Annotated in this window: 18 protein-coding genes and 1 pseudogene; 11 read left to right on the top strand and 8 right to left on the bottom strand. The window is 71.3% G+C overall.

Annotated elements, in window-relative coordinates; translation table 11 throughout:
• Positions 1-430 precede the first annotated feature (430 nt).
• Positions 431-766, bottom strand: coding sequence for a hypothetical protein (locus AB0J06_RS19530; protein ID WP_357430346.1), 336 nt, complete (start codon positions 764-766; stop codon positions 431-433).
• 406 nt (positions 767-1,172) lie between these two features.
• On the opposite strand from AB0J06_RS19530, the gene AB0J06_RS19525 reads away from it, so the two are divergent.
• Entirely contained in the window at positions 1,173-2,141 is a 969-nt protein-coding gene (locus AB0J06_RS19525) for a hypothetical protein (protein ID WP_357430345.1), read from the top strand.
• A 124-nt stretch (positions 2,142-2,265) separates the two neighbouring features.
• Positions 2,266-2,505 (top strand): annotated as a pseudogene (locus AB0J06_RS19520) (tyrosine-type recombinase/integrase); the annotation flags it as partial.
• An 81-nt stretch (positions 2,506-2,586) separates the two neighbouring features.
• Here the strand turns inward: AB0J06_RS19520 and glnA are convergent.
• Positions 2,587-4,011, bottom strand: coding sequence for a type I glutamate--ammonia ligase (gene glnA / locus AB0J06_RS19515; RefSeq protein WP_357430344.1), 1,425 nt, complete (start codon positions 4,009-4,011; stop codon positions 2,587-2,589).
• Positions 4,012-4,211: 200 nt separating this feature from the next.
• Between glnA and AB0J06_RS19510 the strand changes: the two genes are divergently transcribed.
• Entirely contained in the window at positions 4,212-4,616 is a 405-nt protein-coding gene (locus tag AB0J06_RS19510; protein WP_357430385.1) for an RDD family protein, read from the top strand.
• A gap of 62 nt (positions 4,617-4,678) precedes the next feature.
• Here AB0J06_RS19510 and AB0J06_RS19505 read toward each other — a convergent pair whose 3' ends face one another.
• Positions 4,679-5,368: a DUF4191 domain-containing protein gene (locus AB0J06_RS19505; protein WP_357430343.1), complete on the bottom strand. Its 690-nt coding sequence runs from the start codon at positions 5,366-5,368 to the stop codon at positions 4,679-4,681.
• A gap of 363 nt (positions 5,369-5,731) precedes the next feature.
• A complete protein-coding gene (lipA, locus tag AB0J06_RS19500) occupies positions 5,732-6,646 on the bottom strand; it encodes a lipoyl synthase (RefSeq protein ID WP_357430384.1) in 915 nt (304 codons plus the stop codon).
• A gap of 468 nt (positions 6,647-7,114) precedes the next feature.
• Here lipA and aspS point away from each other — a divergent pair, with 468 nt between their 5' ends.
• Positions 7,115-8,401: an aspartate--tRNA(Asn) ligase gene (aspS, locus tag AB0J06_RS19495; RefSeq protein ID WP_357430342.1), complete on the top strand. Its 1,287-nt coding sequence runs from the start codon at positions 7,115-7,117 to the stop codon at positions 8,399-8,401.
• Between the two features lie 28 nt (positions 8,402-8,429).
• On the opposite strand, the gene lipB is transcribed toward aspS, so the two are convergent.
• Both lipB and AB0J06_RS19485 read right to left on the bottom strand, forming a co-directional pair.
• Positions 8,430-9,062, bottom strand: coding sequence for a lipoyl(octanoyl) transferase LipB (gene lipB, locus AB0J06_RS19490; protein WP_357430383.1), 633 nt, complete (start codon positions 9,060-9,062; stop codon positions 8,430-8,432).
• A gap of 153 nt (positions 9,063-9,215) precedes the next feature.
• Positions 9,216-11,054 carry a DUF2079 domain-containing protein gene (locus tag AB0J06_RS19485; RefSeq protein WP_357430382.1) on the bottom strand — a complete coding sequence of 613 codons (1,839 nt, stop codon included), beginning with the start codon at positions 11,052-11,054 and terminating at the stop codon, positions 9,216-9,218.
• 152 nt (positions 11,055-11,206) lie between these two features.
• Between AB0J06_RS19485 and AB0J06_RS19480 the strand changes: the two genes are divergently transcribed.
• From AB0J06_RS19480 to AB0J06_RS19455, 6 genes are all read left to right on the top strand, one after another.
• A complete protein-coding gene (locus tag AB0J06_RS19480) occupies positions 11,207-11,464 on the top strand; it encodes a hypothetical protein (RefSeq protein WP_357430341.1) in 258 nt (85 codons plus the stop codon).
• Positions 11,465-11,480: 16 nt separating this feature from the next.
• The gene (locus tag AB0J06_RS19475) at positions 11,481-11,873 is read left to right on the top strand and encodes an SCO5389 family protein (RefSeq protein ID WP_357430340.1); all 393 of its coding nucleotides are present in this window, start codon (positions 11,481-11,483) and stop codon (positions 11,871-11,873) included.
• Positions 11,874-12,072: 199 nt separating this feature from the next.
• A complete protein-coding gene (locus AB0J06_RS19470; protein WP_357430339.1) occupies positions 12,073-12,483 on the top strand; it encodes a hypothetical protein in 411 nt (136 codons plus the stop codon).
• Positions 12,484-12,555: 72 nt separating this feature from the next.
• Entirely contained in the window at positions 12,556-13,674 is a 1,119-nt protein-coding gene (locus tag AB0J06_RS19465) for an ADAM 12 protein (protein WP_357430338.1), read from the top strand.
• Positions 13,675-13,774: 100 nt separating this feature from the next.
• Complete coding sequence (locus AB0J06_RS19460) at positions 13,775-14,290, top strand: roadblock/LC7 domain-containing protein (RefSeq protein ID WP_357430337.1); 516 nt, start codon at positions 13,775-13,777, stop codon at positions 14,288-14,290.
• 156 nt (positions 14,291-14,446) lie between these two features.
• Positions 14,447-14,818, top strand: a complete 372-nt coding sequence (locus tag AB0J06_RS19455; protein ID WP_357430336.1) for a hypothetical protein — start codon at positions 14,447-14,449, stop codon at positions 14,816-14,818.
• Between the two features lie 57 nt (positions 14,819-14,875).
• Here the strand turns inward: AB0J06_RS19455 and AB0J06_RS19450 are convergent, their stop codons facing one another.
• Positions 14,876-14,950: a hypothetical protein gene (locus tag AB0J06_RS19450; RefSeq protein WP_357430381.1), complete on the bottom strand. Its 75-nt coding sequence runs from the start codon at positions 14,948-14,950 to the stop codon at positions 14,876-14,878.
• A gap of 281 nt (positions 14,951-15,231) precedes the next feature.
• On the opposite strand from AB0J06_RS19450, the gene AB0J06_RS19445 reads away from it, so the two are divergent.
• Complete coding sequence (locus AB0J06_RS19445) at positions 15,232-16,413, top strand: PHB depolymerase family esterase (protein WP_357430335.1); 1,182 nt, start codon at positions 15,232-15,234, stop codon at positions 16,411-16,413.
• 74 nt (positions 16,414-16,487) lie between these two features.
• Here the strand turns inward: AB0J06_RS19445 and AB0J06_RS19440 are convergent, their stop codons facing one another.
• Positions 16,488-17,396: a TIGR01777 family oxidoreductase gene (locus AB0J06_RS19440; protein ID WP_357430334.1), complete on the bottom strand. Its 909-nt coding sequence runs from the start codon at positions 17,394-17,396 to the stop codon at positions 16,488-16,490.
• Positions 17,397-17,501 lie beyond the last annotated feature (105 nt).

Below are 17,501 nucleotides of genomic sequence, written 5' to 3'. Positions count from 1 at the left end.
GTATATCAACTTTCATCGTTGTCCAGTGTTTCCGGACGGCATCTGTACCCCTCGTGTACCTAATGATCATGGGGTGGTGGTGCCGTGTGCGAATGGTTCGGAAGAGGGCCGGTGGTGCATCCCGTCGCGCAGGCTCCGCCCTGCCGGGCCGCGCCGACCTGGTCCAGGTGGAGCGCCCCACTGGACGAACGACCTGGACCAGGTCGGCGCGGTCTGGTGGCCTCCGGTGTGCGACGGGTCCCCAGTCCCGGCCGGGGCATCCCAGAGTCGCCGAGGGTCCGGGGCGAGTAGCCCCGGCCGCCGGAGGCGATCCCCGGGTCGTAGGGCCGGAGGCCCTACCCGCCGGAGGCAGGTTCCCGAAGCGTGCCGCTTGGCGTCAACGCGGAAGAGCCGGCAGTCCGTCAGCGTGCGTCACGGCCTGGCTTGTGGCCTATCGGTGCTGGCGACGCTGGGCGCTCCACTGGCTCACAAGGTGGGCAGAGAGCAGGACAATGAAGGCCAGCATCAGCACACCAAGGAGGTTATGGGTCGATTCCTGCCAGCTCCGGGGCATGATCTCCCGTGCCTCGAAGAGAAGTCCGGCAGCACCACAGCAGGCGGCAGCCGACGCCCAGAGCCGAGGACGGTGCACCACTCGACCGAACAACCTGGCAGTTTCGGTGCGTCGACTGCGGACAAAAACAACACCGGCGAGCACGATCACAGCGCCACTGCCGCCAACGACCAGCGCAATCATCACTGCCCAAGACACGTCCATGGCCGTCACGGCGCCAGGGTAGCCGTAGCAGGCGATGCCCCCGGGTATGGGTGTCCCCGCCTTAGATCGTTGATTCGCGTCAGCCCCGGTCATCTCAGATGAGGATGGTCGGGGCTTCGGCGTGTCCGCCGGTCTCGCGGTGGCCACCGCCGGGCCGCGCCGGGAGCGAAGCGGCAAGGCGCGGACGGCCGGCGAAAGTGGCCCCGCGTGCGGCCCGCAGGGCCGCCTTGAAGACGTATGGAAAGTTCTCACCGGACGAGATTGCGGGCCGTGTCGTACTCCAGTTGATGCGTGACACGGTGACTTCAGTTGATGGGTTACACCGGGCGTGGCAGCGCCGGGGATGCAGGGACCGACGGTGACGCCATGTCACGACGCTGGCGTGTTAACGGCTCTGGCGGGAAGATCGCGGGTGATGAGCCGAATCGTGGAAGTATCCAGCCCGGTCGACGTGCGCCAGCTTCACGTCGGGCTCGGTGACGCTGCGGTTGTTCAGTTCGAGCAGCCGCTCACCGAGGCTGACTACAGGTCGCTCGCTGCGCTCTTGGCGGACCATCCGACGGTCACTCTGCGCGCGTACGGCTTCGATGAGGACCTCGCCACGCTGCGGTTCCTGCGCTGGTTCCCGCACCTCCGTCGCTTCAGCGTCGCCCACCTACGCAACCTCACGGACTTGGCGCCGTTGCACCAACTGAGCGCCGACGTCGAGTTTCTTGATATCGGCGAGACCCGCAAGCCTCTCAACCTCAGCCCGGTCGCCGCGTTCCATGACCTTCGTCAGCTGCGGATCGTCGCGCACCGACGCGGCCTGCCAGAGCTGCTTCACGCCAACCCCGGCCTGCAGGGATTAGCGTTGTGGCGGCTCCCGGTCGACCAACTTCTCCCGGTGATCGCCCTGCCCTACCTGCGGTCACTGGCGCTGACCCTCGGCTCCTTGGCGCAGGGGGAATGGCTGCTCCAGGTCCCCACCCTCCGCTACCTCGCGCTTCGCGCGGTTCGCAAACTCACTGACCTCGACGCCGTGATACGCCTGCCCGCACTGCAATGGCTGTGGTTGGACGCGCTCACTCTGGATCGGCTTCCGGACTTCGGCTCCTGCACCGCGCTGCTACGCGCCGACTGCACGGCCATGCGCCACCTTCGGCACCCGGCATCCCTCCAGGGCCTCGCGGCTGCGCCCCAGCTGCGGGAGCTGCTGGTCAGTGAGTCGCTGCTGCCTGTTGATGCGTTCGTACCGTTCGTTCATCATCCGACACTTGAACGCGTTGGCGTCGGCCTCGGCACCGAGCGCCGCAACCGCGAGGCTCACCAGCTGCTGCAACGGATGCCACCACGTGCCGACACGGACTTCGCCGCGACGTACGGACTTCTCCGCATGCTGTAGCCCAACCGCAAGCCGCGCGAGGTAGCGGAGGGTGGGGACCTGGAGCAGCCATTCCCCCTGTGCCAAGGAGCCGAGGGTCAGCGCCAGTGACCGCAGGTAGGGCAGGGCGACCGCTCGGGAAGGGGTCGGCCTGCCGGCGCGGTGGGGGATACACGGACTCCGGCACTACTACGCGACGGTGCTGATCCACGCGGGCGCGTCGGTGAAGACGGTTCAACTCTCGCTTGGGCACAGCACGCCGACCGTCACGCTCAACACCTATGTGCACGAGTGGCCGGACGTGCTCGACCGGACCCGGTTGCTCATTGACGGCGCGCTCGGTCAACACGAAACGGCGGCCACGCCGGCTGTGAGCCGGGCATGACCGCCGTCCGTGAGGTTGTACCCAACCTGTACCCAAGATCAGTGGCGATCCTGTTGGTCCAGGTCAGCCCCTTGATCTGCCTCAGCAGTCGTAGTACATCGCGAACTCGTGCGGGGTCGGCCGCAGGCGGACCGGGTCGACCTCGTTGGTGCGCTTCCACTCGATCCACGTCGAGATCAGGTCCGGCGTGAAGACGCCACCCTCGAGCAGGTAGTCGTGGTTGGCCTCGAGCGCGTCGAGCACCTCCGGCAGCGATCCGGGCACCTGCTTGACGCTGCCCCACTCCTCGGGCGGCAGGTCGTAGAGGTCCTTGTCGATCGGCTCCGGCGGCTCGATCTTGCTCTTGATGCCGTCGAGGCCCGCCATCATCATCGCCGAGAAGGCCAGGTAGGGGTTGCTCGACGGGTCGGGCACCCGGAACTCGACGCGCTTGGCCTTGGCGTTGCTGCCGGTCACCGGGATGCGGGTGCAGGCGGAGCGGTTGCGCTGCGAGTAGACCAGGTTGACCGGCGCCTCGAAGCCCGGCACCAGCCGCCGGTACGAGTTGATCGTCGGGTTGGTGAAGGCGAGCAGCGACGGGGCGTGGTGCAGCAGGCCGCCGATGTACCAGCGGGCCATGTCGGAGAGGCCGGCGTAACCGGTCTCGTCGTAGAAGAGCGGCTCGCCGTTCAGCCAGAGGCTCTGGTGGGTGTGCATGCCGGAGCCGTTGTCGCCGAAGAGCGGCTTGGGCATGAAGGTCGCGGTCTTGCCGCCCGCCCACACCTCGTTCTTCACGAGGTACTTGAAGAGCTGCAGCTGGTCGCCGGCGTGCAGCAGCGTCGAGAACTTGTAGTTGATCTCGGACTGGCCGGCCGTGCCCACCTCGTGGTGCGAGCGCTCCACCGTGAAGCCGGCGTCGAGGAGCCGTCGCACGATGCTGTCCCGCAGGTCGGCGAGGTGGTCCACCGGCGGCACCGGGAAATACCCGCCCTTGTACGCCGTCTTGTAGCCGCGGTTGCCACCGTCTTCCTGACGGCCGCTGTTCCAGGCGCCCTCGATCGAGTCGATGTAGTAGAAGGCCTGGTGCGCGGAGGTCTCGTGGCGGATCGAGTCGAAGATGTAGAACTCCGCCTCGGCGCCGAAGTACGCGGTGTCGGCGATGCCGCTCGCCGCCAGGTAGGCCTCGGCCTTCTTCGCCACGTTGCGCGGGTCCCGGGAGTAGGCCTCGCGGGTGAACGGATCGTGGATGAAGAAGTTGAGCGCCAGCGTCTTCTGCGCCCGGAACGGGTCGATGAAGGCGGTGGCGACGTCCGGCAGCAGCAGCATGTCCGACTCGTGGATCGCCTGGAAGCCGCGGATCGACGATCCGTCGAAGGCGAGGCCGTCGGTGAAGACACTCTCGTCGAACGACTCGACCGGCAGGTTGAAGTGCTGCATCACGCCGGGCAGGTCACAGAAGCGTACGTCGACGAACTTCACGTCCTCGTTCTTGAGGTAGCGAAGTAGTTCCTCGGGATTGGCGAACACAGGTCCTCCTGGCACGTCCACGGTTAGCTAGGCTGGTGGCGACGCTATGGCCGTGCCATTGCCCCGGCATGTCTCTTCTGTTTCTGCCGTGTTACGTCACTCGCGGAGCGTGATAGTGGCCGGTCGCCCGGTGGGGGCCCGCCCAGGATAGGCGGATAGCCTGACTCCTCGTGGCAAGACAGGAAGCTGACATCGAGTCGATTTCGTCCCCGGCGGGCGCTCCCCCCGAGCCGGCGAACGGGGCCGCACCCCCTCCGAGCCTTGCCCGGCGGTTCGCCGCGCTCCTCGTCGACTGGGCGCTCTGCGTGCTCTTCTCCGGCCTGATCGGCAACCCGTCCGCGGACGGTTGGCCACCCGTGGTGGTGCTGATCGCCGAGTACGCCTTCTTCATCGGACTCTTCGCGCAGACCCCCGGCATGTGGGTGGCGAAGATCCGGTGCGTCTCGTACGGCGACGGGAGCCGCATCGGCGTGATCCGCGCGATGCTCCGCGGCGTCCTGCTCTGCCTGGTGATCCCGGCGCTGCTGATGGACGGGCGGCGCCGCGGCCTGCACGACCGCGTCGTCGGTTCGGTGATCGTCCCCGCCTCGTCGGCGCGGTCCTGACGCGCTACCGGCCGCGCGTTGGCGCGGCCTGACGCGGTGCCCGGCCGAGCGCCGGCGCGCCGTTACCGGCCGCGGGTCTGCCGGAAGGCGCCCTTCGACGGCCGCATGTTCTTCGGGATCGCGCCCTTGGGCATCTGCGGCCGCGCGGTCAACGCCTTCAGCCGCTTGTCGAGCGCGTTGACGTCCTTACCGCTGAGGGTGCGGGGCAGCCGCATCAGGGTCATCCGCAGCTTGCGGATCGGAAGCTCGTTCTCGCCCTGGCCGATGAAATAGTCGTGGAGCGGGGCGCTGCCGATCACCTTCGCCAGCCGGCGCTTCTCCTGCCCGAGCAGGCCACGCACCCGCTGCGGGTTCCCCTCGGCGAGCAGGATCACGCCGGGGCGTCCGATCACCAGGTGCACCATGTCCATCTGGGTGGTCGAGCTGACCGCGGGTGTGATCCGCCAGTCGCCGCGCATGCTCTCCAGGATGGAGGCGGCCGCGCCCGGCTGCCCCTCGGCGGCGTTCAGCATCGCCTTGTTGGAGCGCAGGTTGAGCACGATCAGCAGGGCCAGGAGCGCGAGCAGGATGCCGATCGGCAACCACATCCACCCCCAGAAGACGACCGCGACGACGCTGAGCGCGATCGGGATCAGCACCGCGGCCGCGGCGAGCGGCGCGAACCACTTGTCGCGCTTGGCGGTGAACGAGAACACCATCCCGATCTGCTTCAGCCGCTGGCCGAACGAGACCTTCTCCTGGGGCTTTGCCATGCGGGCAGTGTAGTGGCCCGCCGCCGCCCCACTGCGGCGTGGCCGGCCCTGCCGGTGACGCGCCGGGCGACAGCCCTCAGGTAAGGACCTTACGGCGGTACCGGGGGCTACTCAGCGGCGCGTAAGGAGGTGGTCACGGCAGAAGATGAGGCAGCACACCCATGCGGCCGTGAGGCCTTCGCGCGAAGAGTCAGGGGCTGCACCGGGCCGGAGCCGTACCCGGCGCACTGGTGGTCCCGGCTGTTGCGCCGGCCCGGTCACCGCACCACCCGTACGCCCGCTCTGCCGTGACGGCGGCGGGTAGCGGTGGCGACGGCGATCGAAGGGGACGCACGCGATGCGTCGGGCCCCTTTTCGTACGTGCTACGCGGTTACGGTCGCGGCGTCGCGGGCGTCGATCGCCTGCTGGTAGAGGCGACCGGCGCGGTACGACGAGCGCACCAGCGGACCGCTCATCACGCCGGCGAAACCGATCTCCTCGGCCTCCTCGCGCAGCTCGACGAACTCCTCCGGCTTGACCCACCGTTCCACCGGGTGGTGGCGGGGGGTCGGGCGCAGGTACTGCGTGATGGTGATCAGCTCGCAGCCGGCGGCGTGCAGATCGCGCAGCGCCTGCGACACCTCGGTGCGCTCCTCGCCCATGCCGAGGATGAGGTTGGACTTGGTGACCAGCCCGGCCGCCCGGGCCTGGGTGATCACGTCGAGGGAGCGTTCGTAGCGGAACCCCGGCCGGATCCGCTTGAAGATGCGCGGCACCGTCTCGACGTTGTGGGCGAGCACCTCGGGACGCGAGCCGAAGACCTCGGCGAGCTGGGCGGGCTCGGCGTTGAAGTCGGGGATCAGCAGTTCGACGCCGCAGCCGGCCTGCAGGGCGTGGATCTGCCGGACCGTCTCGGCGTAGAGCCAGGCGCCGCCGTCCGGCAGGTCGTCGCGGGCGACGCCGGTCACCGTCGCGTAGCGCAGCCCCATCGCCGCCACCGACTCGGCGACCCGGCGCGGCTCGTCGGCGTCGAACTCGGCGGGCTTGCCGGTGTCGATCTGGCAGAAGTCGCAGCGGCGGGTGCACTGGTCACCGCCGATGAGGAAGGTCGCCTCCCGGTCCTCCCAACATTCATAGATGTTGGGGCAGCCGGCCTCCTGGCAGACCGTGTGCAGGCCCTCCCGCTGCACGAGGCCCCGCAGCTGGGTGTATTCCGGGCCCATCTTCGCCTTGACCTTGATCCATGGCGGCTTGCGCTCGATCGGAGTCTCGGCGTTGCGGGCCTCGATGCGCAGCATGCGCCGGCCCTCGGGAGCGATGGTCACGGGGCCGAGCCTACGCCCGGTCGCTATTGGCCCGCGCGCCGTCGCGACGGGGCTCACGTCGTCGACGCGGTGACCTCGATCACGGGCCGAAACCGTCGCCATGTCACATTCCCGGGATAAATCGCTGCCGCCCGGGCGTCGCGCGCTGCTACCGTCCGGGCCAACAGCGATGACGGAGCCGAGTACCGCCACGACCACCGGAGTCGAGAGAGTCACCGGCAGCTGCGAAGGTGACCTCCGGCCGGGGCGAGAAGACCCTCCCGAGCTGCGGGAAGAACGGCACGACGTGCCCGGTAGACCCCGCCGGCTGGCCCTCGTCACGGGCGACGAACAAGGCCGCCGGCCCGCGGGTCGGCGGTGAAGGTGTGGTGGCACCGCGAGGTTCCCGCTCGCCCACACCTCCCTGGGGATCGCGTTGCGAGACACGAGGAGGCACACCGCATGCAACGCATCCTGTCCACCGAACTCCCCGCCCACGTCGGGGAACGCGTCCGCGTCGCCGGCTGGATCCACCGCCGCCGGCTGCTCAAGTCCGTGGCCTTCCTGATCCTGCGCGACGGCGCCGGCCTGGCCCAGGTCGTGCTCACCGCCGACGACGTCCGCGCCCGGCTCGACGAGCTGACCGAGGAGACCGTCGTCGAAGTGGTGGCCACGGTGATCGGCAACCCCGCGGCGCCCGCCAGCGTCGAGCTGATCGACCCCGAGGTACGCCTGCTCGGCGCGGTCGCCGTACCCCCGGCTTTCGACCTGTATCGGCCGGTGCTCACCGCGACCCTGCCGACGCAGCTCGACCACGCGGCCGTGGCGCTGCGGCACCCCACCCGCGCCGCCGCGCTGCGGATCTCGGCGGCCGCGGTCGCCGGGTTCCGGGCCACACTGGACGCCGCGCGCTTCGTCGAGGTGCACACCCCGAAGATCGTCGGCTCGGCCACGGAGAGCGGGGCGAACGTCTTCGCCCTCGACTACTTCGGGCGGCCCGCCTACCTGGCCCAGTCGCCGCAGTTCTACAAACAGCTCATGGTCGGCGTCTTTGAGCGGGTCTACGAGGTGGGGCCGGTGTTCCGGGCCGAGCCGCACGACACGGTGCGGCACCTGGCGCAGTACACCTCACTCGACGTCGAGTTCGGCTTCGTCGCCGACCACCGCGACGTGATGGCGCTGCTGCGCGACGTCCTCGCCGGCATGGTGAGCGCGGTCGCGTCGCGGGCCGGTGACGCGATGGCGACGCCCGGCGCCGGACTGCCCGACGTGCCCGCCGAGATCCCGGCGCTGCAGTTCACCGAGGCGCTGGCGGTCGCCGGCGCACCGGCCGACGAGCCGGACCTCGCGCCGGCACACGAACGGGCGGTGGGGGAGTGGGCGCGTCGCGAGCACGGGTCGGACTTCGTCTTCGTCACCGGCTACCCGATGGCCAAGCGCCCGTTCTACACCCATCCCGACCCGGCGCGGCCGGCGTACTCCAACGGGTTCGACCTGCTCTTCCGCGGCGTGGAGCTGGTCACCGGGGGACAGCGGCTGCACCGGCACGCCGACTACCTCGCGGCGCTCGCGGCCCGCGGCGAACCGGTCGAGCCGTACGCCGCCTATCTGGACGCCTTCCGGCACGGAATGCCGCCGCACGGTGGGTTCGCCATCGGGCTGGAGCGGTTCGTGGCGCGGCTGACCGGCGCGGCGAACGTGCGGGAGGTGACCGCCTTCCCGCGCGACCTGCACCGCCTCACGCCGTAGCGCTGTGCGGCGCCCCGGCCCTGCTGTCTCAGGCCAGCAGGGTCGGGAGGTGGCGCTCGACCACGGGGAGGGCGTCGGCGACCGTGATCGCGCGGCGGAGCTCAGCGGTGAGCGAGGTGACCCCCGCGTCGCGGATGCCGCAGGGCACGATCTGGTCGAAGGCCGCGAGGTCGCAGTCGCAGTTGAGCGAGAAGCCGTGCTGGGTCACCCCGCGCGCGACCCGGATGCCGATCGCGGCGACCTTGCGGGCCGGACCCCGCTCGTCCTGCGCCACCCACACCCCGCTGCGCCCCTCGATCCGGGTGGTGGCGAGGCCGAACTCGGCGCAGACGTCGATGAGCAACTGCTCGGTGCGGCGTACGTAGGCGACCACGTCGACCGGATCGGGCAGCTTGACGATGGGGTAGCCGACCAGTTGCCCCGGCCCGTGCCACGTGATCTTGCCGCCGCGGTCGACGTCGACCACCGGGGTGCCGTCCATCGGCCGGTCCCACGGCTCGGTGCGCTTGCCGGCGGTGTAGACGCTGGGGTGCTCCAGCAGCAGCACGGTGTCCGGCTGCTCGCCGGTGACGACGGCCTCGTGCAGGCGGCGCTGCTCGTCCCACGCGTCGCGATAGTCGATCAGGCCCACCCGCCTGCTGAGCAGGCCGTTGTTCTGCAGGCGGGGAACGATGCTGGTCACGGTGCCAGCCTAATCCGCTACTCACGAGTCAGCCCCGACCGTGGCCCGACTCACGCGGTCCCCGGGTGGCGCGGATCTCCGCGCCCGTGCGGTCCGCGCTGCGTGATCATGGGGCCGTCGGAGTCTTCGTGGTCACGCGAGGCGCCAGAGCCAGACGTCGTGCACCCGCCGCGGTGGGCCGAGCAGTTCGGTGGTCGCCCGGAGCAGCGCGTCGTGGTGCACCGGGAACTTCGCCCCGTGCACCCGGTCGGCGAGCACCACCACCTCCGCGCCCCAGTGCCGCAGATCCGCCCGCGCCGCGGCCCGATCGGTGTCGGTGATCGGCGGCACCACGCCGTTCTTCGCCACGTCGAAAAGGAGCGCGTCGGTGGCGCGGGGAATGGGCCCGATCCGGCCACGCCCGTCGGGACCGCCGGGGCCGAGGAAGAAGCCGGACGGGATGGCGAACTCTCCCTGCCGGTGCGCCAACGCGTACGCCTGCCAGCGCTGCCCGTCCGGGAGCACGTCCAGGGTGAAGGGCACGGGGGCGAGCACGCCGCCGGGGGAGACGTGTTCGCGCCAGGCGCCGGAGGTGATGAACGCCGGCACCGGCTCGCGTTCGATGGTCAGCAGTGTGGTCGGCAGCAGCGGCACGAGCGCCGCCGCGAAGCCGGCGGTCCAGGCGAGGCGTAGTCGGGGCGGCAGCGGTGCCGCCCCGCGCAGGCAGTCGACCGCCAGGGCGAGCAGGATCCCGATCACCGGGGTCACGACCAGGGCGAGCCGCGCGGGGAGGGCCGCGTTGAAGACCGGGACGTGGTCGAGGAGCGCGTACGGCAGCGGAATCTCGGTGATGACGCCGAACCACTTCACGACCGGCCCGAACGACAGCACGGTGAACACGCCGGCGGTGATCGCGAGGGCCCGCAGGGTGGCGCGGCGGCCGGCGTCGGCGGAGCGCCACAGCATCACCAGGCAGGCGACGGTCAGGATCAGCAGCGGCAGGCCGAAGAAGGAGTTCTCCTCGGTGGGGTTGGGCGCGAGCGTGCTGTCCAGTCCGGCGAGGCCGGCGAACGACCGCTCGGGGAACGCCCCGAACGCGGCGATGTCCTCGGCGTGTATGCGGGAGTCGAAGCCGGTGCCGTGGAAGCGCTGCGGGCCGAGGAAATGCAACCACAGCGGGTACGACAGCAGCGCTCCCGCCACGACGGCGGTGACGCCCAGACCGCGCAGGTAGGCCGGTAGCGCGGCCCGTGCCTCGGCGCGCCGCCCCGGCGCGAGGGCCCAGACGGCGAGAAAGACGCCGCAGGCCAGGGCGGTGAAGAAGAGCCCTTCGGCGGCGATCGAGAAGGCGACGGCGACCAGCACGCCGAGCAGGAGGCCGTTGCGCAGCCACCGGCCGGGTTCCCGCATCCGGAGCACCCGCCACACGATGATCGGCACGAGCCAGCCGGCGGTCCAGTTCAGGTGCGCGTTGGCGTGCGAGATCATGCCGGGGGCGAAGCCGCAGAACAGCCCGCCGAGCGCGGCGGCGAACCGGAAGCGCACCAGCGGTTCCGCGCCGGTGCCGGGGCGGAACCGGGAGAGGAACCAGTACCAGGCGTATGCGGTCGCGGCCAGGTTGAGGGTGAGGATCATCAGGAACGTGGCGGGGGGCCCGATCAGGTACGTGAGCGGCGCGAACGCGACGGCGTACACGGTGATCGAGGTGTTGACCGCGAGGTTGACCCCGTCGGGGGCGTTGAGCAGGTGGGTGAAGAGCGGGTTTTCGGCGTGGGTCAGCGCGTGTGCGCCGTACGCCAGCAGCCATTCGAACAATGCCTGGTCGCTGGAGTTGACGGTGATGGCGCGGGTGTCGGGGCCGAGCCAGAGTCCACTGGTCACCCAGAACGCGAGGGCGAGCGCGACGGCGGCCACCAGTAGATCGGCGCGACGGCGCGGGGTGGTGGCGGAGGACGGCGCGGCCGGCGCTGCGGCGGACTGGGTCGGGGCGATCGGCACGGGCGGCAGATTACCAATCTGGCACGGGTGGCCCGTGTCGCGCCCGCGTCGACATCGTTAATGAAAATGACTATCAATTCTCCTCATGCCTGCCGGATGGGAGCTACCTGCGCGGCGAGAACACCCGCATCTCGTCGCCGGCAGCGATGGTCGAGACGACCCCGCCCGGTCGGGGTTCCCGGCTGCTCGGCGTCGACGGCGCCAACCCGCTCTACGTCCACGTGATCGGCAACAAGGTCGACGACGAGTCCGACGTCGAATCCTGCGCGGGCACGTACACCCGGCAGTCAGTGGAGTTCCACCTGCGCAACGCGAACGCCTGGGCGAGTGACCGGGTGGGGGAGGACCTCGCCGCCCAGGTCGACCCCGATTCCGTCCTCGGACCGGAGCCGCTGGTCCGCTGACCCGGAGGAGAAACCCATGTCTCTCGACGTACCCGCCGCGCTGCTGGAGTGGGCGGAGTCCGGCTGGATCGACGACGCGGAGTTCGTCGACTGCGTCCGGCGCTCCCTGCCGTACGCCTGGTCGGTGGTGTCCGAGGTGGCCGCCCGCACCGCCGTCACCGCCGCCGAGTTCGCCGACCACGCGGTCCCGCCGCCGAGCGAGGCCGAGCGCGGCCAACTGCTGCGGGCGTTGGCCAGCGATGCGATCCGGGGCGCGCTGGAGCGGCACTTCGGCATGAAGCTGGCCTTCCAGAACTGCCACCGGGTGGCGGCGTTCACGCTCGGCGCGGTCGGCGGCGAGACGTACCAGCGGTTCATCTCGCCGGTCGCGCAGATCCGCAACCAGTCGCCGGAGCTGCGCGACTGCTGAGTCGCGAGTAAGGGTCCCTGCTGTGTGAAAAGCCACAACCAGGGCCCTTACGTATGGGTAGGGATGCGTGACGGACAGGGAGTGCGATGGTCGTTGCGGAGTGATCCCTTACGGTCACCGCTCGTGAAGCGTTGTGATGGGGGATCCGGGTTGCCGGCAGCAGATCAGCCGCCGTTCCCGCCGGCGTCGAGGGGCGTGCGTGTCCGTCATTGACGAGCATCTGGCGCGGGCCATGGAGCTGCCCGGGGCGGTCGGCGCGAGCCTCGTCGATTGCACCGCCGGCCTCGCGCTCGCCACCGCCGGGTCGGTCCCCGCCGGCGACGCGGAAGCCGCGGCCACCGGCGCCGCGGAGGTGCTGTACGCGGCGTCCGCCCGCGCGCCGTTCGCCTCCGCGCGACCGCACGACACGATCGAGGACCTCATCATCACCACCGTCAGCGGCTATCACCTGCTGCAGGGCGTGCCGGTTCCCTTCGGTAACCAACTAGTCCTCTACCTCTGGCTCGACCGCGCCGACGGCAACCTCGCGATGGCCCGGCGGCGGCTCGCCGACATCGCGGACGACCTGGTGAGAACGCCCCCCGATCCGCCCGCCGGGTCCGCCACGTAGCGCCGATCCCCGCCCCGCCACGGCGTCGCCCCACGCCGTTCACCCCCACCACCACCCCTTGCGCGAGGAGTCATGGCGAAGACCCGCCGTCAGTCCGAGACCGCCCCACCCGGCCAGCGGCTGTCTCAGCTGGCCGGCGCCGGCGAGACGGGGACGCTGTACGTCGACGGCGATCCCGGTGGCACCGTGCACCTGATGGGCGGAGTGGTGACCTACGTCGGGTCCCCGGCCGCGCCCGGGGTCGGGGCGCTCCTCACCGCGTCCGGCCGGCTGCCCGAGCACACCTGGCGCGCGTCGCTCGAGGCCGGTCGCGACGTTCACCGGGTGGGCCGGATCCTGGTCGAACAGGGCCACCTCATGCAGGGCGAGCTGGAACTCTGCGTGCTGGGCGCGGTCTACGACGCGGCCTTCTTCGTGCTGACCCCGGCCGCGGTGCCGGTGCGCTTCGTCCCGGGCGAACTGCACTGGCTGGGCCGGATCGTCGACGTGGAGGCCGCGGCGCTGCAGCGGGAGACGGATCGGCGCCGCCGAGTGCTGGAAGAGATCCGTCCGGGATCGGCCGTCGACCACGCCCCGATCACCCCGGTGGCGCGACCGCCGGTGCAGCGGGTGGTGCTGACCGCCGCGCAGTGGGAGCTGGTGGTGCACGCCGACGGCCGGCGGACCGCCGCCGACCTGTCCGAGCTGCTCGGTCGCCCCGGCTACGCGACGCTCCAGGAGCTGCGCCGGCTCTCCGCGGCCGGGCTGCTGCGTGACACCGCGCCGCCCGCGGACGGGAAACCCGACCCGCAGCCGTCCGACCGCGACGGACGCTCCGCCGAGGCCACCCCCGCGGACCCGGCCACGCTGGCGCGCCGGACCCCACCGTCGACGAGTTCGATGCCGGCCGACACGGAGCGCACCGGTCCGGCCGCCGCAGCCGCCGGCGGCGCCGAAGCCGCCGCCGCACCCGCGTCGGCGTCGTCCGGCCCGGCGAGCGACGGCGCGCGGCGCAGCACCGATCCGGCGTCGACCGGTGGCAAACCACGGGCCCGTACCGGCGCCGCGACGCAGGACCAGGTGCCTCCGCCGCGCCGCCGACAGCACGCGGCCCCGCCAGCCGGCGCCGCCAACGACGCCGGACCGAACCCCGGCCCGCCGGACGACGCGCTCCTCGACCGGATCCGCGCCGCGCTGAAGGCGCTGCGGTGACCGGGGCGCCGGGCGCCTCCCGCCGCGGGCGCCACCGTCCCCGTGGTCCGCGACCACCCGAGAATCTGTGCCGACCACGCACAACGAAGGAGAACCGACCGTGACGGCGCACCCCGAGGTACTGGCAGAGCTCGCCGACCTGCGCCGGCGCGTGCCCGAGCTTGCCGGCACGGTGCTCGCCAGCACCGACGGCCTGTTGTTGGCGCACGACGTGCCCCACCTCGAACCCGACGGCATCTCCGCGCTCGCCGCGGCGCACTTCGCGCTGGCGCAACGGTTCGCCGACGCGGTGAGCCACGGTGACCTGCGAGAGACGGTCATCGAGTGCGGACAGGGTTACCTGACCACGTACGCGGTCGGGCCGCACGCGGTGCTGGCGGTGGTGAGCCGGCAGGAGGCCAACCTGGCCCGGGTGCATCTGGAGGCGCGGCGTACCACCGCCAAGATCAGTGACGCGATCGCTGTGAATCCACCGGAATCGCCGGCGTCCCCGCCGCCGGTGCCGGCCTCTTCCGCGGAGGCGCCGCCGCCGCTGGCCCGCCGCACGCCGATGGCGACCCTGCCGCAGCACGTCGTCACGCACCGCGGCACCTGGCCGGCGCCGAAGCAGCGTTGACCACCGCCCGACGCCCCGGCCGGCGCCATCGCCGGGCGTCGAGCGAGACGCGGCCGGTGAGAGCCGGTCGCACCCCACACCGGTGCGGCGGACGCCGCCCGGCGACCGGGCCCGCCGCCACGGTGGGCCGCCCCCCGAAATGAAACTGGAGAACTCATGGCCGCTATGGAAACCGCCCTGAAGGAAGCGTTGGACATCGACGGCGCGATCGGCGTCGCGCTCGTCGACTACACGAGCGGCATGGCGCTCGGCGTGGCCGGCGGCGGCAAGGACTTCGACCTGAACGTCGCCGCCGCCGGGAACACCGACGTGGTGCGGGCGAAGATGCGCACGATGGAGATGCTCCACCTCGACGAGGTGATCGAGGACATTCTCATCACGCTGGACACCCAGTACCACCTGATCCGTCCGCTGACCGCGCGGTCGGGCAAGGGACTGTTCCTGTACCTCGCGGTGCGCAAGGACCGCGCCAACCTGGCGCTGGCGCGGCACCAGATGCGTCGCATCGAGGCCGAGCTCGAAATCTGAGCCGCCCGCGGGGGTACCCGGTCCGACGGCAGGGTGCCCCCGCGGAAGGCACGGCGGTCAGTCGTGCAGCGCCGCGTGCAGGGCGGCCGGCAGATCGGCGTGCTGGTAACGGAAGCCCGTCCGGCTGAGCACCCCGGGGAGCACCCGCGTGCCGGCAGGCGGTGGAGTTCCACCTCCGCAACGCCAACGCGTGGGCCAACGACCGGGTGGGGGAGGACCTGGCTCGTCAGGTCGACCCGGACTTCGTCCTCGGGCCGCGGTCGCGCGTGCGGTGAGGGTCGCCGCTGGCTGCCGGTCGCCATGTCGGCACTGATAAATATGTGACGGCCGGCCATTTCACAGGTCTGACACAGATCGTAACCTCACGGCACATTCAGGGTGACCTGTATCACCACTCGCCACCGGAGGTCGCTGTGCGCCGCCCCTCATCCGTCCTCGCGCGGCTCGCCCGCGCGGCCGCCGTCCCCATCCTCGCCGCCGCGACGCTGCTCGCGGTCGCCGCGCCCGCCCGCGCCGCCAGCCTCACCCAGGTCACCGGCTTCGGCTCCAACCCCGGCAACCTCGCCATGTACGCGTACCGGCCCGATGGCCTGCCCGGCAACGCCCCACTCGTCGTCGCGTTGCACGGCTGCACCCAGAACGCCACCGGCTACTACACGAACTCGGGCTGGAAGAGCTACGCCGACCAGCGCAAGTTCGCGCTCGTCTTCCCGCAGACCAGCTCCGCCAACGCGGCGAACGCCTGCTTCAACTGGTTCCTGACCGGTGACACCGCGCGCGGGCAGGGCGAGGCGCTCTCCATCAAGCAGATGGTCGACCACGCGATCGCCAACTACGGCACCGACGCGCGCCGCGTCTACGTCACCGGGCTCTCCGCGGGCGGCGCGATGAGCGCCGCGATGCTCGCCACCTATCCCGACGTCTTCGCCGCCGGCTCGGTCGCCGCCGGGCTGCCCTACCGCTGCGCCACCTCGCAGGCCGCCGCCTCCACCTGCATGTACTCGGCGGTCAGTAAGACCCCCCAGCAGTGGGGCGACCTGGTCCGCGGCGCCTACCCCGGCTACACCGGACCCCGCCCCCGGGTGGCGATCTGGCACGGCCAGTCCGACGCGGTCGTCGTGCCGGCCAACGGCACCGAACTGCGCGACCAGTTCACCAACGTGCTCGGCGTCGCGACGACCCCGACCAGCACGACCAGCCTGCCGGCCGGGACCACCCTGGAGGTGTACGGCGCCGACGTGGTGCGGCTTTACAAGATCGCTGGAATGGGGCACGGGCTGCCCGTCGATCCGGGCTCCGGCGCCGACCAGTGCGGCACCGCGGCCGCGTACTTCCTCGACACCATCTGCTCCGCCTACCGCGACGCGCTCTTCTTCGGGCTCGCGACCGGCGGACCGACGCCGACGCCCACACCCACCACCGCGCCCGTCTGCGTGACCGCGACCAACTACGCGCACGTGCAGGCGGGGCGCGCCTACCAGTCCGGCGGGTACGCCTACGCGCTCGGCTCGGACCAGCGGATGGGGCTCTACAACACGTTCAACAGCGCGACCCTGAAGCAAACCGCCCCCGGCCACTGGGTGATCGGCTGCTAGCGTCACCCCCATCCGTGTTGATCATGGGCATACGCGCCATCGGCTGGTCCGGATTGTCGCGCGTATCCCCATGATCAACGAACTGAGCCGTGCAGCGCCGCGTGCATGGCGGCCGGCAGATCGGCGTGCTGGTAACGGAAGCCCGTCCGGCTGAGCACCCCGGGGAGCACCCGCGTGCTGGAGAGCGCCTCGGTGGCGAACTCGCCGAGCACGATCCGGAGCGCGAACCCCGGGATCGGCACGATGGCCGGTCGGTGCAGCGCCGCTGCCAGCGCCGTCGTGAACTGGGCGTTGGTCACCGGCGCCGGCCCGACCACGTTCACCGGACCGGAGATGTCGTCGCGGCCCAGCAGAAACGTGGTCGCGGAGATCCAGTCGGCCAGCGAGATCCACGGCACCCACTGCCGCCCGCTGCCCAACTTGCCGGCGATGCCGAGCCGGAACGGCAGGAGCTGTGGCTTGAGCAGCCCACCGGCGCGGTGCAGCGGAAGGCCGGTACGGAGCCGGACCACCCGGACTCCCGCGTCTTCCGCCGGCCCCGTCGCGGCCTCCCAGACCCGGCAGACGTCGGCGAGGAACCCCTCACCGGCCGGCGCGTCCTCCTCGACCACGCGGTCACCGGTGTCGCCGTACCAGCCGATCGCGGAGGAGTTGAGCAGCACCCTCGGACGCTGGTCGGCGGGGACGGCCGCGATCACCTTCGCGAGCGTGGCGGTGGTGTCGACCCGGCTCGACCGGAGCTCGGCCTTGTAGCTGTCGCTCCACCGCTTGTCGCCGACGCCCGCGCCGGCCAGGTTGACCACGGCATCCATGCCGGCGACCGCCGCCGGGTCGAGCTGCCCGGACGACGGCTTCCAGGACACCTGCCCCGCGCCGCGCGGCTCGTGCCGGACCAGCCGGACCACCTCGTGACCGTCAGCGGTGAGCCGGTCGGTGAGGCGGGTGCCGAGGAAGCCGGATGCGCCGGCGATGAGGATCCGCATATACGTATCTTCGCCGACCGGCCCGAACCGGGTGGGTCGGCGGCGCCACGACTCGCCGGGCGCCAACGGCGGAGGGGGGGGGGGGCCGGGGGGGGGGGCGGCCCG

The organism is Micromonospora sp. NPDC049679 (genome assembly GCF_040659735.1).
Taxonomy (GTDB): domain Bacteria; phylum Actinomycetota; class Actinomycetes; order Mycobacteriales; family Micromonosporaceae; genus Micromonospora_I.
This window is presented reverse-complemented; position numbering and strand designations above follow the sequence as displayed.

Coding starts and splice junctions, on each gene's coding strand:
- AB0J06_RS19525 (WP_357430345.1), top strand. CDS start 1,173: ATGAGCCGAATCGTGGAAGTATCCAGCCCGGTCGACGTGCGCCAGCTT.
- AB0J06_RS19505 (WP_357430343.1), bottom strand. CDS start 5,368: ATGGCAAAGCCCCAGGAGAAGGTCTCGTTCGGCCAGCGGCTGAAGCAG.
- lipA (WP_357430384.1), bottom strand. CDS start 6,646: ATGCTGCGCATCGAGGCCCGCAACGCCGAGACTCCGATCGAGCGCAAG.
- aspS (WP_357430342.1), top strand. CDS start 7,115: ATGCAACGCATCCTGTCCACCGAACTCCCCGCCCACGTCGGGGAACGC.
- AB0J06_RS19480 (WP_357430341.1), top strand. CDS start 11,207: ATGGTCGAGACGACCCCGCCCGGTCGGGGTTCCCGGCTGCTCGGCGTC.
- AB0J06_RS19475 (WP_357430340.1), top strand. CDS start 11,481: ATGTCTCTCGACGTACCCGCCGCGCTGCTGGAGTGGGCGGAGTCCGGC.
- AB0J06_RS19465 (WP_357430338.1), top strand. CDS start 12,556: ATGGCGAAGACCCGCCGTCAGTCCGAGACCGCCCCACCCGGCCAGCGG.
- AB0J06_RS19455 (WP_357430336.1), top strand. CDS start 14,447: ATGGCCGCTATGGAAACCGCCCTGAAGGAAGCGTTGGACATCGACGGC.
- AB0J06_RS19440 (WP_357430334.1), bottom strand. CDS start 17,396: ATGCGGATCCTCATCGCCGGCGCATCCGGCTTCCTCGGCACCCGCCTC.